Source organism: Pantoea sp. X-Soil-ISGK-421 (assembly GCF_059730785.1).
In genome coordinates, this window is sequence record NZ_AP035979.1 from 532,676 (window position 1) to 557,085 (window position 24,410).

Here is a 24,410-nt window from a genome sequence, read left to right on the forward strand (position 1 = left end):
TCGGGTTGCGAAACGTTTGCATTCGCCTTGCGCTTTTTTTCTGCAAGAGAGTGCAAAGTGCTCTTGTCTTCTGCTGGAGTATTGCGTAGAATTCGCGCCCTATTGTGAATATTTATCGCGCCGCCTGATGAATAGAAAGGCACGCGCAGAAGCGGAGTTTTATATGTACGCGGTTTTCCAAAGTGGTGGTAAACAACACCGAGTAAGCGAAGGTCAGACCGTTCGCCTGGAAAAGCTGGACATCGCAACCGGTGAAACCATTGAGTTTGACCAGGTTCTGATGATCGCAAATGGCGAAGACGTGAAAATCGGCGCGCCACTGGTTTCAGGCGGTGTGATCAAGGCAGAAGTTGTTGCTCACGGTCGTGGCGAGAAAATTAAAATCGTTAAGTTTCGTCGTCGTAAACACTACCGTAAGCAAGCTGGTCACCGTCAGTGGTTCACAGATGTGAAAATCACTGTGATCGGCGCGTAAGAGGAGATCTGACAAATGGCACATAAGAAGGCTGGTGGCTCGACCCGTAACGGTCGCGACTCCAACGCAAAACGTCTGGGTGTAAAACGTTTCGGTGGTGAATCTGTTCTGGCAGGTAGCATCATCGTTCGTCAGCGTGGCACCAAATTCCACGCAGGTAGCAACGTAGGTTGTGGTCGTGACCACACCCTGTTTGCCACCGCAGACGGCAAAGTAAAATTCGAGATTAAAGGCCCGAACAACCGTAAATATATCAGCATCGTTGCTGAGTAAGGTTGTCGTGCTGCAGGCGTTTAACGTCTGAATACACGAATGAAAGGCCCCGCAGCTTTGCGGGGCTTTTTACATTCTGCTACTGAGCTTACTGGATAACAGTTACGCTTTAGCACAGTTGCTGTACAATTTATGTACTCTTGGCTTTGCCAATCTTGTATTATCCGCCGTCGGTCAGCGCAGAAGACCCTGGCGGACCCGTTCGCGGCCTGCAAGCTGCCGTGAACGACAGCGTGACGGAGAAATAAAATGAAGTTTGTAGATGAAGCGACGATCCTTGCGGTCGCGGGTGATGGCGGCAACGGTTGCGTAAGCTTCCGCCGTGAAAAATATATTCCAAGAGGCGGCCCGGATGGCGGCGACGGCGGCGACGGCGGCGATGTGTATCTGTTGGCGGATGAAAACCTCAACACCCTGATCGATTATCGCTTTGAAAAGTCTTTCCGTGCCGAACGTGGCCAGAATGGCCAAAGCCGTGATTGCACCGGTAAACGTGGTAAAGACATTATCGTTAAAGTGCCCGTCGGTACGCGTGTGATTGACCAAGGCACGGGCGAGACGCTGGGCGACATGACGCGTCATGAGCAGAAGCTGATGGTGGCGAAGGGCGGTTGGCATGGACTTGGCAATACCCGCTTCAAATCATCGGTTAACCGCTCCCCACGTCAGAAAACCATGGGCACGCCAGGCGAAAAGCGTGACCTGCAGCTGGAACTGATGCTGTTGGCAGACGTTGGAATGCTGGGTCTGCCCAATGCCGGTAAATCGACCTTTATTCGTTCTGTATCAGCCGCTAAGCCAAAAGTAGCGGATTATCCGTTTACTACCCTGGTGCCAAGCCTTGGTGTGGTGCGAATGGATAACGAGAAGAGCTTTGTCGTCGCTGATATTCCTGGCCTGATTGAAGGCGCAGCGGATGGTGCGGGCTTGGGTATTCGCTTCCTGAAGCACCTTGAGCGTTGTCGCGTTCTGTTACATCTCATCGACATCGCGCCAATCGACGAATCTGATCCGGTCGAAAATGCCCGAATCATTCTTGGCGAGCTGGAAAAATACAGCGATAAGCTGTTCCAGAAGCCGCGCTGGTTGGTATTTAACAAGACTGACCTGCTGAGCCGTGAAGAGGCGGAAAGCCGCGCTAAGGCAATTGCAGAAGCGCTGGGTTGGGAAGATAAGTATTACCTGATCTCTGCCGCAAGCCGCGATGGCGTGACTGACCTGTGCTGGGATGTAATGAGCTTTATCATCGACAATCCTAAAGAAGCTGAGCTGGAAGAGAAGCAGCCGGAAAAAGTGGCCTTCATGTGGGATGACTATCACCGTGAAGCCATGGAAACGGCGCAGGAAGTTGAAGAAGATGATGATTGGGATGACGACTGGGACGAAGAGGACGACGAAGGCGTCGAAATCATTTACCAGCGTTAATCGCATAAGAGAAAGCGGCCAGATGGCCGCTTTTTTTACGCCTTAACCCAGCACCGCCACCGTCAATCGCGAGGTGCAGCACAGCTGATCGCGGGCGTTGCGGATCTCAATCTGCCAGCTCTGATTGCGCGCACCCAGGTGAAGTGGACGGCAAATTCCGCGTACTTCACCGCTGCTTACCGCACGATGATGGCTAGCGCTGACCTCAATCCCCACCACACTTTTCCCTTCCTCGATGCTGAGATAACCGGCAATCGATCCCATCGACTCCGCCAGTACCACAGAAGCGCCGCCGTGCAGCAGGCCAAACGGCTGCTGCGTGCGCGTATCCACCGGCATGGTGGCTTCCAGATAATCTTCGCCAATGACAGTAAACACAATACCGACGTGTGCCACCAGCGAGTTCTCACCCATTTTATTCAGCGTTTCAAGATCGACCGTTCGTTTCCAGATTGCCATAACTTAGGATCCCAGCGTTGCGCCACCGTCGACCACAATATCCTGCAGTACCACGTGGCTGGCAAGATCCGAGGCGAGGAACATCACGTTAGCGACGATCTCCTGCGGTTTGGCGATCTTACGCAGTGGGATCCCTAATTTGTACTGATCCGGGAAACCATTAATCATCTCCTGCTCGGCTTCCGGCGTATGCCACAGGCTGCGTTGCATATCGGTATCGGTGGAGCCCGGTGACACGATATTGCAGCGCACGCCGAACGGTGCCATCTCTAAACCAACGGTCAGGCACAAGCTGCGCAGCGCGGCCTTGGAAGCGCCATAGGCCGACATACCGAGACGCGGCGCATGCGCGGCGTTGGATGCGATGGTGACGATTGCGCCCGCACGCTGCTGGCGAAACACCGGCAAAGTTTGCTGGAACATATTGAACGCGCCACCGGCATTCACCGCCAGACAAGCCTGCCAATCTTCGAAAGAGAGTTCGTCGGTGCTGCCGATGCGCAGGATGCCGGCACCGTTCACCAGCACATCCAGACGTGGCTGATCCGCCAGCAAATGCTGGCACACGGCTTTCACCTCGGCGGCATTGGCCACATCCAGCACCTGAGTGGTAAACGGATAGTCAGCCTGATCGAAACGCAGATCGAAGCCGATCACCTGTGCGCCGGCCTGATGAAAGCTCAACGCGGTATGATAACCAATGCCTTTGCCCGCGCCGGTGACCCAAACGATTTTTCCATTGAAATCAAAGGTATTCATTTGGCTGGCACCCGTGACAGCAGCGCCCACCAGCCATCGATGGTCGGATTTTTTGCCAGACTAACGAAATCGATATCGCTGTGCACCTGACGCCAGCGCGCCGCCAGCGCCATCACACGCACTGAATCCAGACCGTAATCGATCAGGTTCTCATCATCTTCCGGCACATCGTCATCTTCCAGCAGCGGCAGAATCAGCGCACGCAGATCGTCTTTGCTCAGCGGCAGCGGCATCAGATCGGCGGTCATCACCACTTTACCGCTGCGACCGGCAGTATAAGTCAGCGCCATCATGTGCTCTTCGCGCGTGAAGTCGGCCAGCGCATCCGCCACCATAAATGGCTGGATATTACGCATAAAGGCGTCGGTGGCGGTGGTGAGGCAGCCGATGTGTGCATAGACGCCGGTGATAATCAGCTGATCGCGCCCCATTTCCTGCAGGATCGATTCCAGCGGAGAACGCACGAACGCGCTGTAGCGCCATTTGGTCAGCACCTGATCGTCCTGATCCGGTGCCAGCGCATCAACGATTTTCTGCTGATCCGGATGCTTATTCAGGCCCGGTCCCCACATGTCGTTAAGCAGCGCGCGATCGGCGTCGCTCTGCTCATTCGGTTGGGCGGTATAGAACACCGGAATGCCCTGCGCTTTACAGTAGGCGCGCAGGCGCGCGATGTTCTCGACGACCTGGTTCACCAGCGGGCTATCTTCACCCCAGAAATTGAGGAAGTAAGCCTGCATATCGTGAATCAGCAGCGCGGCACGCTGGGGTTCCACTGCCCACTTCACTTTGTTGGTTGGCAGTTCAGTCGCTGCAGGCAGCGCGTAAGAATTCAGTTTTGGAATAGCCATTGCAATCTCCGGAACAGGTCAGGCTTGCGCTTGTTGATCGGCAAGCTGTTGGCGTAAACGTTTTTTATCCACCTTGCCGACAGGCGTCAGCGGCAGGGCATCTACGCAGGTAATACGGTCAGGTAATTTGAACTCGGCCACGCCCAGCTCACGCAGATGGCGACGCAGCGCCACGGCTTTAAGCGGTTGGCTGGCGACAATAAAGGCGCAGCTCTTTTCGCCCATCAGCTCGTCGTTCATTGACACCAGCGCGGCGTGGATCACATCTGGATGACGCTGTAGCAGGTTTTCGATCTCTTCCGCAGCGATCTTCTCGCCACCACGATTGATCTGATCCTTTTCGCGCCCTTGCACGGTGATGTAGCCTTGCGCGTTGATCTCAATCAGATCGCCCGAACAGTAAAATCCGTTGGCATCGAAGCTGGCAGCGTTGTGTTCCGGGCTCTTGTAGTAGCCACGGAAGGTGTAGGGGCCACGCGTCATCAGGCGGCCAACGGTGCCGGTTGGCAGCGCATTGCCGTGCTCATCAGCAACCCACACTTCGTCGTCTTCAGAAATCGGACGGCCTTGCGTAGTGAGAATGGTTTCCTCATCGTCACCAAAGCGGGTGTAATTCACCAGCCCTTCGGCCATGCCGAACACCTGCTGCAACTGGCAACCGATTTCGGTCTGAATACGTGCAGCCAGCGTTTCGCCCAGTTTGGCGCCGCCCACCTGAATGCGCTGCAGCGAGGCCAGCTGTTTATTGCTGCCCCATTCCTGAATCGCCTGTAACCACAAGCTCACCGCAGGCGGCACTAAACCGGTATCGGTGACCTGATGCTTCTCAATCAGCGGGAAGCACAACGTGGCGCTGGGATCGGCGGCCAGAATCACCTGCCCACCGGCGTAGAACACGCCCAACGATCCGGGTGAGCTCATCGCAAAGTTGTGCGGTGCGGGCAGGGCGATAAGATAACGCGTTTCGGCGGTCACCTCGCAGATCTCATCACTGGCGCGAATGCTGTAGTAATAGTCATTATGCGTGCGTGGAATCAGCTTCGGTGTGCCGGTGCTACCACCGGAGAGCTGGAAAAACGCCACTTCATCGGCGGCGGTTGGCGACGCGACGAAATCCGCTGCGGCTTCCGCCATCAGCGCTTCCAGCGTGTTTTCCGGCTGATTGTCATTACGCAGAATGACCTGTTGTAGTGAAGGCTGCGCGGCGCACAGCGCGCTAATAAAGGTGTCGTCAGCAAACAGCGCGTGGGTGCGATCGGCAATCAGCAGTTTCGGCTCGATCTGCGCGGCATAGGCGCTCAGTTCGGTGCGCTGATGACTGAACAGCGCGAAGACTGATGCTACGCCGAGCTTGAACAGCGCAAACACCGTGACATAAAAATCGGCCACGTTGCCGAGTTGCACCAGCGCAGTATCACCGTTTTGCAGGCCACGACGCTGTAGCGCGGCGGCCAGGTTGCTGCTCAGTACATCCAATTCGCGATAGCTAATTTGACGATCGCCATCAATCACCGCAATGGCATCGTTGTGCTGATGGCGCGCCAAAATGTCGGTCATCGGCACATCCAGCCAGTAGCCTTTTTCACGGTAGCGCGCAGCCAGATCGTCCGGCCAGCGAGTATAGGGAATGCTCATGCTCTTTCCTTTATTGCAGTCCAAAGGCGCGCAACATGGTGTCCAGCTTCACGCCGGTTTCGCGCCACTCTGATTCGGGTTGTGAATCGGCAACAATGCCCGCGCCGGCAAACAGGCGCACGCGGGTGCCCTGTACGGTGCCGCAGCGGATGGTGACCACCCATTCGCCATTGCCCTCGCTATCGCACCAGCCAACGATGCCGCCGAACAATTGACGATCAAAAGGTTCCAGCTGCTGGATGAGCTGCTGCGCGCGTTGATGCGGGAAGCCGCTCAGCGCCGGGGTGGGATGCAGCAAGCAGGCCAGCGACAGCGCATTTTCGCGCTCATCCTGCGCTTCGCCATCGATTTGCGTGGCCAGATGCCACAGCGTGGCAGTGGTAATCAGCGAAGGAATGGTTGGCACCGACAGCAAACGGCTGCGCGGCTGCAACGTGTCGCGCATCGCGTCGGTCACTAGCTTATGCTCATGACGATCTTTGCGGGAATCCATTAGCGTTTCGCCAGCGGCGCGATCCTGCTGTGCATCGTCATGACTGCGCCGCGCCGAGCCCGCCAGCGGGCAAGAGCTAAAATCGCGCCCCTGTTTGCGCAGCATCAGTTCCGGACTGGCGCCAATCAGCGCACCGCCTTGCGGCAGCGGCAGATGGAAATGGTAGCTGTTGGGGTTCTGCGCAATCACGCGCTGCATCAGTGCTGCGGTATCAACCGGCTGTTCGGTAACGATATCCATCAGACGCGACAGCACCACTTTATCCAGATCGCCGCGCTGCGTGGCCGCCACCGCATCTGCCACCATCGTGGTAAACACATCGTGGTCCGGCACCGCGGTGCGACGACGCACCTGTGGCAGATCGCTGACGTTTTCCGGCAGCGCGTTTTGCAGGTCGACGCGATTAAACGTCTGATAGGATTCAGGAATAAACAGCGCAGCAGGCTGGCTGACGTCAAACGGGATCGCCCCGACCAGAATCGGATTATCGATGCCCTGTTTTTTCGCCGCCGCAAAGTGCTGCCGCAGCTGTAGTTGAAAATCACCATCAAGCGACGCAGCATCCTCTACCGGTGCAGTCACAGTGGTATAGCATCCTTGCGTTGCCAAACTACGCCACGGCGAGGTAAAGAGGAAACCACGGCTTAGCGCGGAATAATCCTTCAGCCAGGCATTTTCAAACGTGGAAGATTCCACCATAATTTTCACCTATAAATGATAAGATTATTAAGAATGATTATCATTTTTATTATGGGCCAGTAACCTACGTCGATTGGATAAACGTGTCAATCCATTCGCGGGATTTCACGCGCGTTTAGACGTAATCAGGCGCTGACGCTAAGCAGGGCAATATGCTAAAAAGTGGACCAAAACTTATGAATAAATGCGGTTTTTGGGGCCTTGCAGCCCTTATGTGTGTTTTCCAGATTTTCACCAACGTCGCGCATGCCGAGCAAGGCTGGCCGCGCACCGTGCAGGGCGCTAACGGATCGATCACGCTGAACAAAGCGCCGCAGCGCATTGTGTCGACCAGCGTTACGCTGACCGGATCGCTGCTGGCCATTGATGCGCCGGTGATCGCTTCCGGCGCGACGGCGCCGAACAGTCGCCTGGCTGACGATCAGGGATTCTTCCGCCAGTGGAGCGATGTTGCCAAAAAACAGCATCTTCAACGTTTATACATCGGTGAGCCGAATGCCGAAGCGGTTGCTGCGCAAGCACCGGATCTGATTATTGTCAGCGCCACCGGCAACGATTCCGCCCTCAAGCTCGCCGACCAGTTTTCCGCCATCGCCCCGACGCTGGTGATCAATTACGACGACAAAAGCTGGCAGGATGTCGTCACGCTGTTAGGTCAGGCGACCGGTCATGACGCGCAGGCGGCGCAGCGCATTAACGCTTTCGACGACCGTGAGGCGGCGCTGAAAAAAGCCATCACGCTGCCGCCGCAGCCGGTCTCCGCCATGGTGTGGAACGGCGGCGGACGCGCCGTCAATCTGTGGACCGCCGCCTCGGCACAGGGCAAGTTGCTGGAACAGTTGGGCTTCACTCTGGCAGCGCCACCCGCCACGGTTGAGCAGGGGCACAGCATGGGTCAGCGTAAAGACATCATTCAGCTGTCGGGCGAAAATGTCGCCAGCGGCCTGACCGGTAAAACCTTCCTGCTGTTTGCCGCTGACGATAAAACCACGGCGTCGGTGCTGAGCAATCCGTTCCTCGCGCAAAACGCCGCGGTGCAAAACAAGCAGGTTTACGAAATGGGTATCGATTCGTTCCGTCTCGATTACTACAGCGCCAGCAATTTGCTCGCGCGTTTGGAAAAGCTGTTCGTTAAATCATGATGCCTGTTCCGCCAGCGCTGGCGCTGGCGGATGGTAACGACGTAAACGCCCCATCACCCACCACATCACAATGCCCAGCAGCGCCGCCGCAAAGCCAAACACTGCGGCGGCCTGCGGTGGCAGCAGCCATGAACCCATTGCGCCAATCACCGCCGCACCAATCGCATCACCGGTCACGTTCTGCGCGGTCCACAAGCCGTTGATGCGGCCTAACAAATGATCCGGCGTTAATGCCTGAATCATCGCGTATTGCACCAGGCTGTTGATGGCGCTGAAGTAACCAAACGCCACCAGACAGGCTAACGCCAGCGGCAGATTCGGCATCAGGCTAAACAAACCCAACGCGATAAACGCCGCAATAGCGCTACCAAGCACCAGTTGTCCAGGACGCGCAGCGTGTTTCAGTTTACCGCTGGTGAACGCGCCGATCGCGGCCCCAAGCGGCACCGCGGCGTACATTAAGCCAAGCTGGTCAGCGCTCACTGACCAATGCGGTGCGAGAGAGGGATAGAGCACGCGCACCGCGCTGGCTAAGGTCACCAGCGCCCCAATCAGCGCCACCATGCCGACAATTGGACTGGCGAAGAGAAATTGCACGCCAGCCGCGAGGGATTTCAGCGGATGTTCACGCGGTTGCGGTGGAGGCGGCAAGGTGGGCAATTTCAGCAGCGTTAGCACGGTGAGCAGTGTACCGAATGCGGCAAGTGCGTAATTCCACATCACGCCGCCGTGGGCAATCACCAGACCGGCAATCGCCGGTGATAAAATCGAACCAAAGCGCACCGTTAACATGGTGATAGCGCCTGCCTGCATAATGTTTTCCCGACCCACCAGGGCCGGCGTCGCTGCCAGCAGCGCGGTGACGCCAATCGCGCCGAAGAAGCCATCCCAGAAGCCGAGCAGATAAACGGCGATTAATGAAGGTTCCGGCAGCGCGGCGTTGATCGCCAGTGCGATAAAGCCTAAGCCGCAGGTGGATCGGGCAAACAGGATCAGCTTCTTACGCTCATGGCGATCCGCTAATACGCCGCCGGTCAGCAGGCCGATAAACATGCCAGCAGCAGCCAGCGTCACCGCCAATCCCACCAGCAGCGGTGAATGGGTCAGGTGCTGAATCTGCACCGGCACCGCCACGGCAAGCATGCCGAGCGCGACAATCGAGATAAAACGCGCGATAAACACCGCGCGAAAAGCCGGATGGGTTTTCAGCAGCGAGAGATCGATAAAGTGGGAAGATTTGTTCATGTGTTCGCCTTATTGCACCAATTTTCCTCATCGTCCGCGAGGCGAGTCATGGTAACATAGCTAAACGCGAGTAATAACGATAACCATTATCAAGTTACATCGCGCATGCGACGACGTTGAACAGTGAAGGTTTAGAACGCTATGCGCCAGATTCGTGCATTAGCAGGCTCAGGGATTCTGCTCTTGCTCCTCATCGCGCTCAGCTTAATGCTGGGGGCAAAATCAATACCGCTTCCCGATGTATTTCATTCGCTTACCTCCAGCTGCAATAGCGCGGAGTGCGTGATTGTGCGCGACGCGCGCCTGCCGCGCACCTTGGCCGGTTTGCTGGCGGGCGTGGCGCTGGGGCTGGCCGGTGCGTTGATGCAGAGCCTGACGCGTAATCCGCTGGCCGATCCCGGCATTCTTGGCGTCAACGCCGGCGCAGGTTTCGCGGTGGTGATGGGTATTGCGCTGTTCGGCGCTGACTCTCCGGTGGATTGGCTGGGTTTCGCCTTTGGCGGTGCATTGTTGTCTTCATTGCTGGTGGCGATGACCGGCGCGATTGGCGGTGGGCGCGTCAATCCGGTGCGTCTCACCTTAGCGGGCGTGGCGCTGGGCGCGGTGCTGGATGGGTTAACCTCTGGTTTGTCGCTGCTCAATCCCGACATCTACGATCATCTGCGCTTCTGGCACAGCGGCTCGCTGGATATTCGCAATTTCGCCACGCTGCGCACGCTGTTCCCGGCGGTGCTGATCGGCAGTGTAGTCGCTATCGCGCTGTCGCAGGCGCTGAACAGTTTGAGTATGGGCGGTGACATGGCGACCGCGCTCGGTACGCGGGTGGCGCGCACCCAATTGCTGGGTCTGCTGGCGATTGCGCTGCTGTGCGGGGCAGCCACGGCGGCAGTGGGGCCGATTGCCTTTGTCGGTTTGATGACGCCGCACTTTGCCCGCTGGCTGGTGGGCAACGATCACCGCTGGATGCTGCCCGCAACTGCGCTGATCACTCCGATTCTGCTCCTCGCCGCCGATATTCTTGGACGCCTGCTGGTGGCGGGTGAACTACGCGTTTCCATCGTCACCGCGATGCTTGGTGCGCCAATGCTGATTGTGCTGGTGCGCCGTAAATTAGGCCGAGGTGCGCTATGACGCGTCGAGCCTGGTTACATACCTTGTGGCTGCTGTTCGCTTGTGGCTTGCTGGCATATTTAGCGATGACGCGCGGTGCATTGCCGATCAGCGGTGAACAAATCTGGCAAATTCTGCTCGGGCAGGGCGCCAGCAACGTCAAACTGATCGTGCTGGAGTGGCGCTTGCCACGCGTACTGATGGCGCTGCTGATTGGTGCGGCGTTAGGCATCAGTGGCGCGATTTTTCAGTCGCTGCTGCGTAACCCGCTGGGTAGCCCCGACATTCTTGGCTTTAACACCGGCGCGTACAGCGGCGTATTAGTCGCGCTGGTGCTGTTCAATCAAAGCGTCACGGCGATGACCGGCGCAGCGTTGATGGGCGGTATCGCCACGGCGGCGTTGGTTTATCTGTTTGCCTGGCGCAACGGCGTGGAAACCTTCCGTCTGATTATCGTCGGCATCAGCGTGCGTGCGCTGCTGATGGCGTTGAATTCATGGCTGATTATCAGCGCCTCGCTGGAGTCGGCGCTGAGTGCCGGCTTGTGGAGCGCCGGATCGCTCAACGGCATCACCTGGGCGAAAACCCCGCCGGTCATTGCGGTATTGCTGGTGGCGTTATTGCTGATGGCGTTGCTGGCGCGGCGGATGCGCTTGCTGGAGATGGGCGAAGATACCGCCTGCGCGCTCGGCGTGCCGGTAGAGCGTAGCCGCATGTGGTTGATGCTGATTGGCGTGGTGCTCACGGCAGCGTCAACGGCGCTGGTCGGGCCGATTTCGTTTGTTGCGCTGCTGGCACCGCAGATTGCCCGCCGTCTGGGCGGCGGCGTCAAAGGCGCTTTGCCGCTGGCGGCGCTGTGTGGCGCGCTGTTACTGATTGCCGCAGACTTCGCCGCACAGCATCTGTTCCTGCCTTATCAATTACCGGTTGGCGTGATTACCGTCAGCCTCGGTGGACTTTATCTGATTGTTTTACTGGTGCGGGAGGCGCGACGCCAATGACTGATATCCCTTCACGTCTGCGCGGCGATGGCCTGACGCTGGGCTACGACAAAAAGGTGGTGGCAGAAAATCTGTCGGTGGCGATTCCGCAAGGTGAGCTGACGGTGATTATCGGTCCTAACGCCTGCGGAAAATCGACGCTGCTGCGCACGCTGAGTCGCCTGCATACGCCGCTGAAAGGTGAGGTATTGCTGGATGGTGCGGCGATTGCCAGCTATCCCACTAAAGAGGTGGCGCGGCGTCTGGGTCTGCTGCCGCAAAGTTCCAACGCGCCGGCGGGCATTAGCGTCACCGAGTTGGTGGCGCGCGGACGTTATCCACATCAGGCGCTATTTGGGCGCTGGCGTGCGGAAGATGAAGCGGCGGTACAGAGCGCGATGCGAGCCACCGGCGTGGCCGATTTGGCGCAACAATCGGTGGATACCTTATCGGGCGGGCAGCGTCAGCGCGTGTGGATTGCCATGGTGCTGGCGCAGGAAACGCCGCTGCTGCTGCTGGATGAACCCACCACCTGGCTGGACATCACCCATCAGATTGAGCTGCTGGAGCTGATGCAGGAGCTGAATCAACAGCATGGGCGCACGCTGGTGGTGGTGCTGCACGATCTCAATCACGCCTGTCGCTATGCCACGCATTTGATCGCGATGCGTTACGGGAAGATTGTCGCCGAAGGGAAGCCGTCGGAGATCGTGACGCCCGCGTTGATCGAGCAGGTGTATGGCTTGCGCTGCGTGATTGTGGAAGATCCGGTGGCACATACGCCGATGATCGTGCCGTTGGGGCGCGGAGGATAATCAAGATTGCGCGATAAATCGCGCCGCTACGAATATGTTCATTATTCCGTAGCGGCGCAATTTATTGCGCTTATTGCAATATATCCCTGAGCAGCGGTCCAATCTGCTCAAACATCTGTGGTGAAATGATCTCGACGTGGGCGCAATCCATCGGCCACACCTGCAGTTCGCCCACATACGGCGCCCAGGCGCGACGTGCGTCCTGGCCTGGCTGCTGCGTCTGTTCAGCGAGGAACAGCGTGGCACGACCGTTGAAACGGGCGCTGCGTGCCGTTGCCAGCAGACGCACCGAACTGGCGTAGTTGGCCTCAATGGTGTCGAACATCGCGCGCATCTCTTCGCCGGCTTGATGGCGCTGCGCGGCGATAAACTGCTCGCGCTCACGGTTCACTTCTTCCAACACCGCGGGATCCAGCATGTTCTCGCCGCGTTTCTCATCCCAGTTCTGCGTTTCTGGTGGCCAGGTATCCAGTAAGCCGAGGAACGCCACTTTTTCACCCGCCGCTTCCAGCCGCGCCGCAATACCTTGTGCCAGCGTGCCGCCCAGCGAATAGCCAAGGAAATAATAAGGTCCGTGCGGTTGCACCTCGCGCAGGGTTTGCAGATGGGCATCGCAGACTTCATCCAGATGCGCGCTTTGATTCAGCGGGCTGTTGGGATCGGGCGACTGAATGCCCATCAACGACCACGACTTATCGAGATAACGTTGCAGGATGCTGAACTGCCAGGCAAAACCGGAAGCGGGATGGAAGCAGAACAGTGTCGGGCCGTTGCTCTGACGCAGCGGCAGCACCGCTTCGAAGCCAGCCTGCTGATGTGATTGTGCATTACTGAGCAGCGTGGCCAGCTTCTCTACCGTCGAGGCCACCATAATCTGCCCCACCGAGACCGGCTGTTGCAGCTCACGACGCAGTTGCGCTGCCAGGCGCATCGCCAGCAGCGAATGACCGCCGAGGGCAAAAAAATCATCCTGCGCGCTGATTGCCTCACGCGCCAGCAGCTTACAGAAGGCGTTTGCCAGGGTAGTTTCCAGTCCAGCATGCGGCGCGCGGCCTGTGCTCACGCCAGCGGATTCGGGTAGCGGTAACGCTTTGCGATCCAGCTTGCCATTGCTGCTGAGTGGGAAGGCGTCGAGTTGCACAATCGCCACCGGCACCATATGCGCCGGCAAGCGCTGCGCCAGCGCCTGACGTAATGCTTCACCATTAACCGGCTGCTCAGCAATCACATAACCGACCAGCTGACGCGCATCACCTTGCGCCGCTGCAGCGCCAAGCACTACCGCGTGTGTGACCGCTTGTTCAATACCCGGCTGCGCGCTGAGTACATGATCGATTTCATTCAGTTCGATGCGCTGACCGCGAATCTTCAACTGATCGTCGCTGCGGCCGAGATATTCCACTGCACCGTTATCCAGCCAGCGCGCCACGTCGCCGGTAAGATACATGCGCTCGCCGGAACTGAAAGGATCGGCGATAAAGCGGCTAGCCGTCAGGTCAGGACGCCCCAGATAACCCTGCGCCAGCTGTACGCCGGTTAAGTAGAGATCGCCCGCCACGCCCGGCGGCACCGGTTGCATGCGGGCATCGAGGATGCGCAGGCCGGTATTCCACACCGGGAAGCCAATCGGCACGCTGGCACCTTCGACGGCGGCCAATGCCGCACCAAACGCCGAATACCAGCTGACATCCACCGCGGCCTCAGTTGGGCCATACAGATTGTGCAGTGGCACTTGCGTCAGTTTTTCCCACTCGCGCGACAAATCGGTCGGCAGCGCTTCACCGCTGCAGAACACGTTACGCAGGCTGGCGCAGCAGGCAATCGCCGGTTGATCATTAAGGGCCGCGACAAAGGCCGCCAGCATCGAGGGTACGAAATGCGTGGTGGTGACTTTGTAGCGGGCAAACAGCTGCTGCAGCGCCTCGGGATCGCGGTGGGCCTCTGGCGGTGCCATTACCAACTGCGCGCCAACCAGCAGCGGCCAGAAGAATTCCCACACTGAAACGTCGAAGCTGCTCGGGGTTTTCTGCAACACCACGTCATCGGCTTGCAGCGGGTAGCGATCCTGCATCCATAACAGGCGATTGACGATGGCTTCATGCCCCACCAGCACGCCTTTGGGGCGACCGGTCGAACCCGAGGTGTAAATAATGTAGGCCGCATCCTGCGGCGTCGGCGCGCTGGCCGGTGGCGGCGCATCGAGGTTGCGATAAAGCGCATCAAAATGCAGCTGATTAACCGGCGCGATGGCGCTAAAGCGTGCGCTGAGCGCTGCGCAGGTGATCAGCGTTGTCGGCGCGGCATCCTCCAGCATCAGCTGCAATCGCTCGTCTGGATAACCGGTATCAAGCGGCAGATACGCCGCGCCGAGCGAAACAATCGCCTGCAGCGCCAGTGACAGCTGTACGCTGCGCGGCAGCGCCACCGCAACGATATCGCCGCGCTGCACGCCGGCGGCGCTGAGATCGGCTGCCAGCGCAAACACCTGTTGCTGCATCTCCCGATAGCTCAACTGATGCTGCGCATCAGCCAGCGCCGGTGCATCGGGCGTGCGTGTCGCCTGCTGCGCTAACAGGGAAGCGAGCGTTTCTGCCGGCAGCGGATAGGCGGTGTGGTTGATCGCGGCAATCTGCGCGTGCTCATCGACAGTAAGCAGATCGAGTTCACCACACGGACGTTGCGGCTGTTCGGCCAGCTGATTCAGTAACAGGGCAAAGCGGCTGGCGTGACGCTGCAAAGTTTGTTTGCTGTAGCGTTCGGCATTGGCCAGCAGCTCCAGCGTCAATTCACCGTGCTCGCTGATATAAATGGCGATTTCGAGATCGCGCACCGGCCCGGATGCCAGTTGATGCGTGATGCCTTCTACCCCGGCGAAATCAAGCTGGTAATCAAACATCTTCAGGTTGATCACTGGGCCGTAAAGCGGATCGGCATCACCAAGGCGGCCCAGATCGCGCTGTACCTGTTCGGCGTCATAGCGCTGATGACGGCGCATTTTTTTCACTTCGCCTGCCAGCTGTGCGGCAAGGGCGCTAAGCGGCTGCGTCGGATCGTAATGTACCGCCATCGGCAACACGTTGATCACCGGACCGGTGGCGCACAAGGCGGCTGAGCCGATGCGACGCATAAAGATAAAACCGGCGGCAAAGTCGTTTTGCCCGCTAAGACGCGCCAGCCAAAGCGCCACCAGCGCGAAGGCGAGATCGGCGGCGCTGGCGTGCGGATGCTGCTGCACCAGCGTCTGGAAGGTGCTGCGCTCCAGCGTCACGCTGTGGCGCAGCAGATCGGTGCTGGCGTGCTGTCCGGCGAGCGGCAGCGGTGAGAGCGAAGCCGGTGAGGGCAGCGCCGCGCCTTTTTCGCGCCAGAACTGACTGTCACGCGCGAAAGAGGAGGATTCGCGGTAGCGCTGATACTCTTCCACGACGTCGCTAAACGGGATAAACGGCGTCGGCTCTGCCGCTTGCTGGCGTACCGCTGCGCTGTACAGGTTAGCGATGCGGCGCGTCAGTGCGGTAAAGCTGAAACCATCCACCACCAAATGGTGATAGCGCTGATACCAGAACCAGTGTTGATCGCCGAGGCGGAATAGGCGGTGATGCCATAGCTTTGCACCGCTCAGCACGCGCAGATCGCCGTTCATATCATCGCGCATCAGCGCGCGCGCGGTCGCTGGCGCATCGGCCTCATTCCGTAAATCGACAATCTGCGGCAGGCTAAAGGATTGTGGCTGCGGCCATTGCAACGCTTCGCCTTCTATCTCGCCAAAGGCCATGTTCAGCGTGTCGGCTTCCTGCATGCCCGCGACGATCGACTGAGCCAAAAGGGCGCTGTCAATATCACCGCGCAGTTCGACAAAATGCGCCACCGCATAGGCGTTGTGGTGCGGTGACAGCTGATCGGCAATCCAGATGCCGGGCTGTGCCGCGACTAACGGCAAGGTTTGTTGGTCGGTCATAGGCTTATTCTTCAGGGATTCGGACATGAATGCTCCGTTTTGCTCCACAGCGCTTGTAGACCACTCAGCAGGCCGCCGCGCCAACAGAGCGCGTCATGGCCGCCTTCCACCGGCAGGTAATTCACCTGATAACCGGCGGCGTTAAGCTGCTGTTGCAGTTGTTGATTAGCTTGCAGAATCAAGCCTTCGCGTTTACCCGCTTCGAGCCAGAAACGCAGCGGTTGGCGCGGCGCAAGACCGTTATCCAGCGCCTGCAGTAGCCAGCCGTGCGGATTGCCGCGTTCCGGCCACCAGAAGGAGCCGGATAAGCTGAGCGCATTGCCAAAGGTTTCCGGCCAGTGCAGCGCCGCATACACCGAAGCCAAACCGCCAAAGCTTTGTCCGGCGACGATGGTGCGATCCGCCTGCTGGCGATAAGGCGTTGAGAGCGCAATCTGCGGTAACAGTTCTTGCTGGATAGCTTGCCAAAACTGCGGGTTGCACGGCAGCTCGCGGCTGCGGTGCTCGCGGTCGATGATGTCGATAAACAGATACACCGCCGGTGGTAAGGTGCCAGCTTCGGTGAGCTGCTGTAGCGGCCCGGCAATCGGCATGCTGTGCGCCCAGAATTGCCCATCAAGTAGGATGGCCAGCGGTCGCTGTGCAGGATTAGCCTCGCCGGTGGTGTAAGTCCACACGGTGCGGCTGTTGCCCAATATTGCGCTATTCCATTGCTGCTGTTGCAGTTCAATGGCTGGCGCGGTGCCTTGATCTATCGCTTGCCACACCTGTTGATTGGGCGCGTGGGGCAGATGTAGCGGCGATACGCCCATGCCGCGGCCACCGGACCAGCCACGTAAGGTGTTCAGTGGATCGGCCTGCGCGGTAGGGAATTTGTCGCGCCACCACGTGCGCAGTGAGGACATGTCGGCTTCACCGGAGAAGTCAGTGGCCTGCTCATCGGGCATCAAACAGTAACTGCCGCGCCAGTTGGCGGGCAGCGCGGTCTGCCAATACCAGACGTTGGTGCCCGCCACGCGCATCAATGATTGCGGCGGGCGGCGCTGGTGGTGATCGGTAACGCCAGTAATGTTGATCCACACGCGCTGGGTCGACGATTGTGTTTCATCGCCTTGCGGGTCACGCCAGAAGAAGGTGACCTGACATTGGCCATCATCTGCTAACTCAATGCGGGGAATGCCTTGGGATTGTTGCGCCTGCCACCAGGCTTCACTGCCGGTTACATCATTTCGCCAGGTCATAGGGCTGCCAGTCGGTGTTTACGCGGAGATTTACATAAGCTTGATGAATAATACTATTGATAATAATTTGCATTTGCAATAGGGTGGCTGCGCTCAAAAATGAGCACGCTCGTTCCGCCTGATGCTTACCGTTCGGTAAGGTTGCGCTACGGAGGGTTTGAAGGGTCTGGAACGAGGCGCGATAGGAACAGGGATCTTCTCACCGGCGCGCCAGTTAAGCCTGTTGCGGCTTTTTCTGGCCATCCAGGAACGCAAAAAAATGAAAAAGTATTCACGGTTATCTGTAGCCATTTTAATTGAACTGGGGCTCAGCGCCTCACTGCTCTCTGGCGGCGCCTGGGCAGCGGACACTTCTTCCAGCAAAACCTCAGCCAGTTCGACCGACGCTCAATCCATGGACGGCGGCACCTTGATGGTCACCGCGCAGCAGCAGAACCTGCAAGCGCCGGGCGTCTCCACCATCACCGCCGACGAAATCAAAAAACATCCGCCCGCGCGTGATGTGTCAGAAATTATCCGTACCATGCCGGGCGTTAACCTGACCGGTAACTCCACCAGCGGCCAGCGCGGCAATAATCGCCAGATCGACATTCGTGGCATGGGCCCGGAAAACACCTTGATCATGGTGGATGGTATGCCGATCACTAGCCGCAACTCAGTGCGTCTTGGCTGGCGTGGTGAGCGTGATACGCGCGGCGATACCAATTGGGTGCCGCCGGAGATGATCGATCACATTGACGTGATTCGCGGACCCGCAGCGGTGCGTTACGGCAACGGCGCGGCGGGCGGCGTAGTGAATATCATCACCAAAAAACAGACCGATCAGCAGTGGCACGGTTCATGGAACACCTATTACAACGTGCCGGAACACAAAGCGGAAGGCGCTACCAGACGCACCAACTTCAGTCTCGAAGGGCCGTTGGGCGATGATTTCAACTTCCGTTTGTACGGCGGTTTAGCCAAAACGCAGGCAGATGCTTACGACATTAACGAAGGGCATGCGGCAGCGCGCACCGGCACCTATGCGGGCAGTTATCCATCGGGGCGTGAAGGCTCGGTCAATAAAGACATCAATGCCTTGCTAAGCTGGGCGTTTGCGCCAATGCAAACGCTGGAACTGCAGGCTGGCTTCAGCCGTCAGGGCAATCTGTATGCGGGTGATACCCAGAACACCAACACCAGCGCGCTGGTGAAAAGTCTGTATGGCGATGAAACCAACCGCTTATATCGCCAGAACGTCTCATTGAAGTGGACCGGCGCATGGGATAACGGCGTCAGCACCAATACCTACGCGCGTTATGAGAAGACGCGTAACTCACGCATTAACGAAGGTTTAGCGGGCGGCACCGAAGGCATCTTCTCCAACAGCAATTTCAACACCATTCAGCTGGATGACGTGCTGCTGCACAGCGAAGTCAGTATTCCGTTTGAACTGTTATTTAATCAAACTGCGACTCTGGGTACCGAATGGAACCAGCAGCGCATGAAAGATGGATCGTCAACCGCGCAGGCGGCGAGCTACGGTTCGGTGCCAGGCATCGACAACACCGGCCGCAGCCCTTATTCGCAGGCGGAGATTTTCTCGCTATTTGCTGAAGACAATATGGAGCTGACCGATAGCACCATGCTGACGCCAAGCCTGCGTTTTGATCATCACTCGATTGTCGGCAATAACTGGAGCCCGTCTCTCAACCTGTCGCAAGGTTTGGGGGATGATTTCACGCTGAAGATGGGCATTGGCCGCGCGTATAAAGCGCCGAGCCTGTATCAAACCAACCCGAACTATCTGCTATACAGTAACGGTCAAGGTTGCGCGGCCAGCACTGGCGCCTGTTATCTGCAGGGTAACAGCGATCTGAAAGCGGAAAACAGCATTAACAAAGAGATTGGGCTGGAGTGGAAACACCAGGGTTATCAGGCCGGTTTGACCTGGTTCCGCAACGATTACCGCAACAAGATTGAAGCCGGTTACGCGCCTGCGAGCAAAGCCTCCAATGGCACCACGGATATTTATCAATGGGAAAACGTACCGAAAGCGGTGGTTGAAGGACTGGAAGGCACCGTCAACGTGCCGTTCTCTGACAGCGTGACGTGGAACAACAACTTCACCTATATGCTGCAGAGCAAGAACAAAGAGACCGGCGATCGTTTATCGGTGATTCCTGAGTACACGCTGAATTCGACGCTGAGCTGGCAGGCTACGCAGGATCTTTCGCTGCAAACCACGTTGACCTGGTACGGCACGCAAACGCCGAAGAAGTATGATTACAAAGGCAATGCTTCGACCGGCAGCGCGATCGACAAAGTGAGTCCGTACTCAATTATCGGCATGAGCGGCACTTACGATATCAACAAGTACGCCAGCGTAACTTTAGGTATCGATAATCTGTTCGATAAACGTCACTATCGCGAAGGTAATGCACAAACCACCGGTAACGCCAACACCAACTCGTATCTGTATGGCGCGGGCGCCAACACTTACAACGAATCCGGGCGTACCTACTTTATGAGCCTGAACACCCACTTCTAACGGCATTTAGCCAATCAGTTGATGCGGTAAATAGCAGCGGGCAATCAGCCCGCTGCAATCTTCACGGTTCACCAACTCCAGCCTGCCGCGATGCATCTGAACGATGCGCAGCACAATATTCAAACCCAAACCGCTGCCGCCATAACGTTGATCGCGACGACGAAACGCCTGCGTCAACTCTTCGGCTGCGGTGGCTTCAATGCCCGGACCTTGATCCCACACTTCGATAATCACCTGCTGCTTGTCCTGCTGCATCTTTACCGCAACTTCGCTGCCTTCCGGACTATAGCGCGAGGCGTTTTCCAGCAGATTGCGCAGCATCAGACGCAGCAGCACCGCTTCACCTTGCTGCGGGACATCGTGGTTCTGCGGCCAGTGCAGTTTTTGCTGACGCTGGAGATACATCTCCGCCATTTCTGGCTCCAGCGGCTGCATGATGTCTTTTTGCCACAGCAACTGCTGATAGTGACCGCCCGCCAGCGCTTGCCCCGCGCGCGACAGCATCAGCAACTGTTCAACGGTGTGCATCAGCTGATCGATACGTTCAATCAGCATTTCGCTCTGCGGCACGTTTTGCTGATGCAGCAGCTCAAGATGCAGGCGCAATCCGGCCAGCGGCGTGCGCAGCTCGTGCGCCGCGTCGGCGGTGAATAATCGCTCATGTTGCAGCGTGTGATCGAGGCGTGAAAACAGATGGTTGATCGAGGTCGTCACCGCTACGATCTCATCCATCTCGGAGTAGATCGGCAACGGCGTCAGGTTATCCGCTGAACGGTGCGCCAGGCTGTCTTGCAGGGATTTCAGTGGACGGATAATCCAGTTAATCGCCCAAAACGACAGCAGTAAGGTGAGGGCGACCATCACTAACGACGGTAGCAGCAACGAGGCAATCGCTTCGCGAATCTCATTCTCGACACGATCGTTACGCGCCTGGGCGGAGAGCGTTTCGTTGACTAAAAAACTGATCTGCTCGCGGCTTTCGTGCCACAGCCAGATGGCGCTCATCACCTGACAGGTGAGGAGAATCAGCGCCAGCATGATCAGTAACCGCTGACGCATGCTGTTCATTCGCGGATTTCCAGGCGGTAACCAACGCCGCGCACGGTTTTGATGCGATCTTTCCCGAGCTTGCGACGTAAATTGTGGATGTGAACTTCGAGGGTGTTGGAACCGGGATCGTCATTCCAGCTATAAAGATCCTGCTGCAGCGTTTCACGGTGCACGTTTTGTCCCACGCGCATTAACAAGCGGGTGAGAAGCGCGAACTCTTTTGGCGTAATCTCCAGTGGAATGCTTTCCAGCAGCACCTGCTGTGAACTGAGATTAAGCGTCAGATCGCCCTGTTGCAGCAGGTTATCGCTGTGGCCTTGATAGCGGCGGATCAGCGCCCGTACACGCGCCTGCAGCTCAACCAGCGCAAACGGCTTGACCAGATAATCATCGGCCCCAGCATCCAGACCATCGACGCGATCCTCCAGCGCATCGCGCGCCGTGAGGATCAACACCGGCACCGCAATGCCGTCGCGCCGCCATTGTCGCAGCAATGAAGCGCCATCGCGATCCGGCAAGCCGAGATCGAGCACGATCAAGCTGTACTGACCGCTACGCAGCAACGCATTGCTCTCCGCGGCAGTGCTGGCGCAGTCAATAGCGTAACCTTGCGAGCTGAGCGCCTGCGCAAGGCCGGATTGCAACAGCGCATCATCTTCAACAATGAGCAGTTTCATCAGTTGTTCTTGTTGATATCCGTATAGAGGCGGCTCTCAAAACGTACCAGCGGAATACGGCGCGTTTTCTGATCTTCCGGCGGCACAGCATAGCCGGACAGGAACTGGACAAAGGCTACGCGCGCACCGCTGGAAGTGGTGATGAATCCTGCCAGATTATAGACGCCCTGCAGCGAACCGGTTTTCGCCGACACTTTGCCATCCAGTCCCGCTTCATGCAGTCCGCCACGATATTGCAGTGTGCCGTCATAACCGGCCAGCGGCAGCATCGAAATGTAATTTAGCGTCGAATCATTTTTCGCAATGTATTGCAGCACCTGCATCATGGTATCTGGCGCGATCAGGTCATGACGCGAAAGCCCGGAGCCATCAACCTGAATGCTGTTACCGAGATCGACGCCGGCTTTCTCACGCAGGATGCGACGTACCGCATCCGAACCGGCGCGGAAAGTGCCCGGCACATTGAAGTAGTGATGGCCAATAGTGCGGAACACGGTATCGGCAATCATGTTGTCCGATTTCTTCAACATGGTGTGCAGCAGCGTATGCAGCGGCGCAGATTGTGTTGAAGCCAATACGGTACCCGGCGATGTGACTTGCGCCTGGCGGACCAGATGACCGCTGTAATCAATATCGGCGGCGCGCAGCTCGGCCTTTAGAATCTCACCGGCCCACGCAGCACCATCCTGTACGGCAAACGCCAGCGGCAGCGGTTCGGAACGCTGACGCATACAGCCGGTTAAGGTGTAGCGATTGAGCTCGCCTGGCACCACATCCAATTCGCAATATTGCCCGTCACCGCTGTTACGACCGATGGTGCGCACCTGGCTGAACATGTGGGCGGGATAATACGACGCGATGCGCACGAAGGCATTTTCGCCCGGCGTGTTGGCGCTATACAGCGAAACAGAGAAGCAGTTTTTATCAACAATCGCCGCAGCAGGTGGCGCACTGAAGCACTGCGTCAGGTCATTCCACGGCCAGCCGGGGGCCATATCGTGGCTGGCGAATACCGAGGTGTCGATCACCAGATTGCCTTTGATATGGGTAATGCCCTGCTTTTTCAGCGCCGCGACCATATTGCGTAGATCCTGACGGCTCAACGTTGGATCGCCGCCAAAGCGCGCCACCAAATCGCCATTCAAGGTGCCATCGTTAACTGCACCCTTGGTCTCCATGGTGGTCTGGAAACGGAAATCGGGCCCGAGCTCTAACAAGGCCGCCAGCGCTGTCACCACTTTCATGGTGCTGGCCGGTAACGCCATCTGCTTGCCGTGATAATCGATTATCGGGGTGGATGCGCCCACTTTTTGTACCATCAGCGCCAGGTTTGCGCCGTCTGGCAAATACTGCATGTATTCTTCAACGGGAGCTGCTTGTGCCTGCAGCATAAACGCACAGGTTAATCCGGTAACAAGTCGTGAAAATCGCATAATCTCGCGGTAACTGACGGGTGAAGGCGTCAATACTACGTCCCCGGACGGTGCAAAGTAAACGATGACCCACAGGGAACTCTGGGGTAAAATACGTATCAAAATGCAAAACCGAACCTGACCCGGAAAGCTTTCTGGGTCAGGCTTCTTTTGCTTGTGAAAAGAGGTAACGCGCCGCAGAAGCTGTTTTCTGCTGTCACCGGTCAGGATGACGCCGTTAACCAGGATAGATGACGAGGAGCCAAAATGAATCAGATTCCGATGACGTTGAAAGGCGCTGAGAAGCTGCGCGAAGAGCTGAACGAACTGAAATCCGTGAAGCGTCCGCGCATTATCGCCTCCATCGCCACAGCCCGTGAGCACGGCGATTTGAAAGAGAATGCCGAATATCATGCGGCTCGCGAAGAACAGGGTTTTTGCGAGGGGCGTATTCAAGAGATCGAAGCCAAACTCTCCAATGCGCAGGTCATTGATGTGACCGCCATGCCGAAAACAGGTCGCGTTATTTTTGGCGCGACTGTGACCATCCTCAATGTGGATACGGATGAAGAGTTCACCTATCGCATCGTGGGTGACGATGAAGCTGACTTCAAACAGAATCTGATTTCAGTGAATTCGCCGATGGCGCGTGGATTGGTTGGAAAATCAGCAGATGATGTGGCGATTGTGAAAACCCCGGGTGGGGACGTTGAATATGAAGTGCTGAAGGTGGAATACCTTTAAGATATTGCTACGCTTTGCAATATGTCGCTGCATTTTGTAAAGAAAGGAAAAAGGCCGCATTGCGGCCTTTTATCACATGCAGGAGCGTGGCACTTTCTTTGCCCGTCGCCACCTTTAAAGGCATGATTAACGCGGAAGAGTGATTTTACGCTCTTTGGCAGGGCGATATAGCACCAGCGTGTTGCCGATGACCTGTACGTTGCCTGCTTTAGTTTCACGCACGATAGCGTCCACGATCAGCTGCTTAGTTTCACGATCTTCCGAGGCAATTTTTACCTTGATCAATTCGTGATGCTCAAGCGCCAGTTCGATTTCGGCGAGCACGCCTTCAGTCAGGCCATTACCGCCCAGCATGACAACCGGCTTAAGCGGATGGGCAAGGCCTTTTAGGTGCTGTTTTTGTTTGGTACTCAGATTCATCGTATTTTTTGCTTACTCAG

The 24,410-nt window shown here is 57.3% G+C and carries 21 protein-coding genes; 9 read left to right on the top strand and 12 right to left on the bottom strand.

Annotated features, from left to right (window positions below; genetic code table 11):
* Positions 1–163: 163 nt before the first annotated feature.
* The 3 genes from rplU to cgtA all read left to right on the top strand — a co-directional run bounded on the left by rplU (position 164) and on the right by cgtA (position 2,173).
* Positions 164–475 carry a 50S ribosomal protein L21 gene (rplU, locus tag AC6I8K_RS02375; protein ID WP_007886644.1) on the top strand — a complete coding sequence of 104 codons (312 nt, stop codon included), beginning with the start codon at positions 164–166 and terminating at the stop codon, positions 473–475.
* A gap of 15 nt (positions 476–490) precedes the next feature.
* Entirely contained in the window at positions 491–748 is a 258-nt protein-coding gene (gene rpmA, locus AC6I8K_RS02380; RefSeq protein WP_007886647.1) for a 50S ribosomal protein L27, read from the top strand.
* A gap of 249 nt (positions 749–997) precedes the next feature.
* The gene (cgtA, locus tag AC6I8K_RS02385; protein WP_064737745.1) at positions 998–2,173 is read left to right on the top strand and encodes an Obg family GTPase CgtA; all 1,176 of its coding nucleotides are present in this window, start codon (positions 998–1,000) and stop codon (positions 2,171–2,173) included.
* A gap of 42 nt (positions 2,174–2,215) precedes the next feature.
* On the opposite strand, the gene AC6I8K_RS02390 is transcribed toward cgtA, so the two are convergent.
* The 5 genes from AC6I8K_RS02390 to AC6I8K_RS02410 are packed head-to-tail and all read right to left on the bottom strand — an operon-like array spanning position 2,216 to position 7,069.
* Positions 2,216–2,632 (bottom strand): hotdog fold thioesterase, encoded by a 417-nt coding sequence (locus tag AC6I8K_RS02390; protein ID WP_483816705.1) that lies wholly within the window; start codon positions 2,630–2,632, stop codon positions 2,216–2,218.
* A 3-nt stretch (positions 2,633–2,635) separates the two neighbouring features.
* Positions 2,636–3,391 (bottom strand): 2,3-dihydro-2,3-dihydroxybenzoate dehydrogenase, encoded by a 756-nt coding sequence (gene dhbA / locus AC6I8K_RS02395; RefSeq protein WP_497826169.1) that lies wholly within the window; start codon positions 3,389–3,391, stop codon positions 2,636–2,638.
* The gene (locus AC6I8K_RS02400; RefSeq protein WP_064737743.1) at positions 3,388–4,242 is read right to left on the bottom strand and encodes an isochorismatase family protein; all 855 of its coding nucleotides are present in this window, start codon (positions 4,240–4,242) and stop codon (positions 3,388–3,390) included. The genes dhbA and AC6I8K_RS02400 overlap by 4 nt, the downstream gene beginning before the upstream one ends.
* An 18-nt stretch (positions 4,243–4,260) precedes the next feature.
* On the bottom strand, positions 4,261–5,877 hold the full coding sequence (locus tag AC6I8K_RS02405) for a (2,3-dihydroxybenzoyl)adenylate synthase (RefSeq protein ID WP_064737742.1): 1,617 nt from the start codon (positions 5,875–5,877) through the stop codon (positions 4,261–4,263).
* Positions 5,878–5,887: 10 nt separating this feature from the next.
* The gene (locus AC6I8K_RS02410; RefSeq protein ID WP_064737741.1) at positions 5,888–7,069 is read right to left on the bottom strand and encodes an isochorismate synthase; all 1,182 of its coding nucleotides are present in this window, start codon (positions 7,067–7,069) and stop codon (positions 5,888–5,890) included.
* A gap of 176 nt (positions 7,070–7,245) precedes the next feature.
* Here AC6I8K_RS02410 and fepB point away from each other — a divergent pair, with 176 nt between their 5' ends.
* On the top strand, positions 7,246–8,211 hold the full coding sequence (fepB, locus tag AC6I8K_RS02415; RefSeq protein WP_497826170.1) for a Fe2+-enterobactin ABC transporter substrate-binding protein: 966 nt from the start codon (positions 7,246–7,248) through the stop codon (positions 8,209–8,211).
* On the opposite strand, the gene entS is transcribed toward fepB, so the two are convergent.
* Positions 8,206–9,456 (bottom strand): enterobactin transporter EntS, encoded by a 1,251-nt coding sequence (entS, locus tag AC6I8K_RS02420; protein ID WP_483816707.1) that lies wholly within the window; start codon positions 9,454–9,456, stop codon positions 8,206–8,208. The genes fepB and entS overlap by 6 nt on opposite strands.
* Before the next feature lie 141 nt (positions 9,457–9,597).
* Here entS and fepD point away from each other — a divergent pair, with 141 nt between their 5' ends.
* Genes fepD through AC6I8K_RS02435 form a run of 3 tightly spaced genes read left to right on the top strand, consistent with a single transcriptional unit; the run spans position 9,598 to position 12,361 of the window.
* On the top strand, positions 9,598–10,587 hold the full coding sequence (fepD, locus tag AC6I8K_RS02425) for a Fe(3+)-siderophore ABC transporter permease (RefSeq protein ID WP_483816708.1): 990 nt from the start codon (positions 9,598–9,600) through the stop codon (positions 10,585–10,587).
* Complete coding sequence (gene fepG / locus AC6I8K_RS02430; protein ID WP_497826171.1) at positions 10,584–11,567, top strand: iron-enterobactin ABC transporter permease; 984 nt, start codon at positions 10,584–10,586, stop codon at positions 11,565–11,567. The genes fepD and fepG overlap by 4 nt, the downstream gene beginning before the upstream one ends.
* Positions 11,564–12,361, top strand: a complete 798-nt coding sequence (locus AC6I8K_RS02435; protein ID WP_064737736.1) for an ATP-binding cassette domain-containing protein — start codon at positions 11,564–11,566, stop codon at positions 12,359–12,361. Before fepG ends, AC6I8K_RS02435 begins: the two co-directional genes overlap by 4 nt.
* Positions 12,362–12,431: 70 nt before the next feature.
* Here AC6I8K_RS02435 and AC6I8K_RS02440 read toward each other — a convergent pair whose 3' ends face one another.
* Entirely contained in the window at positions 12,432–16,343 is a 3,912-nt protein-coding gene (locus tag AC6I8K_RS02440) for an enterobactin synthase subunit F (protein WP_497826172.1), read from the bottom strand.
* Entirely contained in the window at positions 16,328–17,557 is a 1,230-nt protein-coding gene (gene fes, locus AC6I8K_RS02445; RefSeq protein WP_497826173.1) for an enterochelin esterase, read from the bottom strand. Before fes ends, AC6I8K_RS02440 begins: the two co-directional genes overlap by 16 nt.
* Before the next feature lie 259 nt (positions 17,558–17,816).
* Between fes and AC6I8K_RS02450 the strand changes: the two genes are divergently transcribed.
* Positions 17,817–20,087, top strand: coding sequence for a TonB-dependent siderophore receptor (locus tag AC6I8K_RS02450; RefSeq protein WP_497826174.1), 2,271 nt, complete (start codon positions 17,817–17,819; stop codon positions 20,085–20,087).
* A 6-nt stretch (positions 20,088–20,093) separates the two neighbouring features.
* Here the strand turns inward: AC6I8K_RS02450 and pmrB are convergent, their stop codons facing one another.
* Genes pmrB through dacB form a run of 3 tightly spaced genes read right to left on the bottom strand, consistent with a single transcriptional unit; the run spans position 20,094 to position 23,247 of the window.
* Positions 20,094–21,155, bottom strand: coding sequence for a two-component system sensor histidine kinase PmrB (gene pmrB, locus AC6I8K_RS02455; protein ID WP_497826175.1), 1,062 nt, complete (start codon positions 21,153–21,155; stop codon positions 20,094–20,096).
* A complete protein-coding gene (gene pmrA / locus AC6I8K_RS02460) occupies positions 21,152–21,814 on the bottom strand; it encodes a two-component system response regulator PmrA (protein ID WP_497826176.1) in 663 nt (220 codons plus the stop codon). Before pmrA ends, pmrB begins: the two co-directional genes overlap by 4 nt.
* Positions 21,814–23,247, bottom strand: a complete 1,434-nt coding sequence (gene dacB, locus AC6I8K_RS02465; RefSeq protein ID WP_176970222.1) for a serine-type D-Ala-D-Ala carboxypeptidase — start codon at positions 23,245–23,247, stop codon at positions 21,814–21,816. Before dacB ends, pmrA begins: the two co-directional genes overlap by 1 nt.
* A 246-nt stretch (positions 23,248–23,493) precedes the next feature.
* On the opposite strand from dacB, the gene greA reads away from it, so the two are divergent.
* A complete protein-coding gene (gene greA, locus AC6I8K_RS02470; protein ID WP_008104312.1) occupies positions 23,494–23,970 on the top strand; it encodes a transcription elongation factor GreA in 477 nt (158 codons plus the stop codon).
* Positions 23,971–24,096: 126 nt separating this feature from the next.
* On the opposite strand, the gene yhbY is transcribed toward greA, so the two are convergent.
* Entirely contained in the window at positions 24,097–24,390 is a 294-nt protein-coding gene (gene yhbY, locus AC6I8K_RS02475) for a ribosome assembly RNA-binding protein YhbY (RefSeq protein WP_007886683.1), read from the bottom strand.
* Positions 24,391–24,410: the final 20 nt, after the last annotated feature.

Excerpts from the sequence above, each read along its gene's own strand:
- AC6I8K_RS02410 (WP_064737741.1), bottom strand. The coding sequence starts at position 7,069 with ATGGTGGAATCTTCCACGTTTGAAAATGCCTGGCTGAAGGATTATTCC.
- yhbY (WP_007886683.1), bottom strand. The coding sequence starts at position 24,390 with ATGAATCTGAGTACCAAACAAAAACAGCACCTAAAAGGCCTTGCCCAT.
- AC6I8K_RS02435 (WP_064737736.1), top strand. The coding sequence starts at position 11,564 with ATGACTGATATCCCTTCACGTCTGCGCGGCGATGGCCTGACGCTGGGC.
- AC6I8K_RS02405 (WP_064737742.1), bottom strand. The coding sequence starts at position 5,877 with ATGAGCATTCCCTATACTCGCTGGCCGGACGATCTGGCTGCGCGCTAC.
- AC6I8K_RS02440 (WP_497826172.1), bottom strand. The coding sequence starts at position 16,343 with ATGTCCGAATCCCTGAAGAATAAGCCTATGACCGACCAACAAACCTTG.
- greA (WP_008104312.1), top strand. The coding sequence starts at position 23,494 with ATGAATCAGATTCCGATGACGTTGAAAGGCGCTGAGAAGCTGCGCGAA.
- fepB (WP_497826170.1), top strand. The coding sequence starts at position 7,246 with ATGAATAAATGCGGTTTTTGGGGCCTTGCAGCCCTTATGTGTGTTTTC.
- rplU (WP_007886644.1), top strand. The coding sequence starts at position 164 with ATGTACGCGGTTTTCCAAAGTGGTGGTAAACAACACCGAGTAAGCGAA.
- dacB (WP_176970222.1), bottom strand. The coding sequence starts at position 23,247 with ATGCGATTTTCACGACTTGTTACCGGATTAACCTGTGCGTTTATGCTG.
- AC6I8K_RS02400 (WP_064737743.1), bottom strand. The coding sequence starts at position 4,242 with ATGGCTATTCCAAAACTGAATTCTTACGCGCTGCCTGCAGCGACTGAA.
- fepG (WP_497826171.1), top strand. The coding sequence starts at position 10,584 with ATGACGCGTCGAGCCTGGTTACATACCTTGTGGCTGCTGTTCGCTTGT.
- fepD (WP_483816708.1), top strand. The coding sequence starts at position 9,598 with ATGCGCCAGATTCGTGCATTAGCAGGCTCAGGGATTCTGCTCTTGCTC.
- pmrA (WP_497826176.1), bottom strand. The coding sequence starts at position 21,814 with ATGAAACTGCTCATTGTTGAAGATGATGCGCTGTTGCAATCCGGCCTT.
- dhbA (WP_497826169.1), bottom strand. The coding sequence starts at position 3,391 with ATGAATACCTTTGATTTCAATGGAAAAATCGTTTGGGTCACCGGCGCG.
- AC6I8K_RS02390 (WP_483816705.1), bottom strand. The coding sequence starts at position 2,632 with ATGGCAATCTGGAAACGAACGGTCGATCTTGAAACGCTGAATAAAATG.
- pmrB (WP_497826175.1), bottom strand. The coding sequence starts at position 21,155 with ATGAACAGCATGCGTCAGCGGTTACTGATCATGCTGGCGCTGATTCTC.
- AC6I8K_RS02450 (WP_497826174.1), top strand. The coding sequence starts at position 17,817 with ATGAAAAAGTATTCACGGTTATCTGTAGCCATTTTAATTGAACTGGGG.
- fes (WP_497826173.1), bottom strand. The coding sequence starts at position 17,557 with ATGACCTGGCGAAATGATGTAACCGGCAGTGAAGCCTGGTGGCAGGCG.
- entS (WP_483816707.1), bottom strand. The coding sequence starts at position 9,456 with ATGAACAAATCTTCCCACTTTATCGATCTCTCGCTGCTGAAAACCCAT.
- rpmA (WP_007886647.1), top strand. The coding sequence starts at position 491 with ATGGCACATAAGAAGGCTGGTGGCTCGACCCGTAACGGTCGCGACTCC.
- cgtA (WP_064737745.1), top strand. The coding sequence starts at position 998 with ATGAAGTTTGTAGATGAAGCGACGATCCTTGCGGTCGCGGGTGATGGC.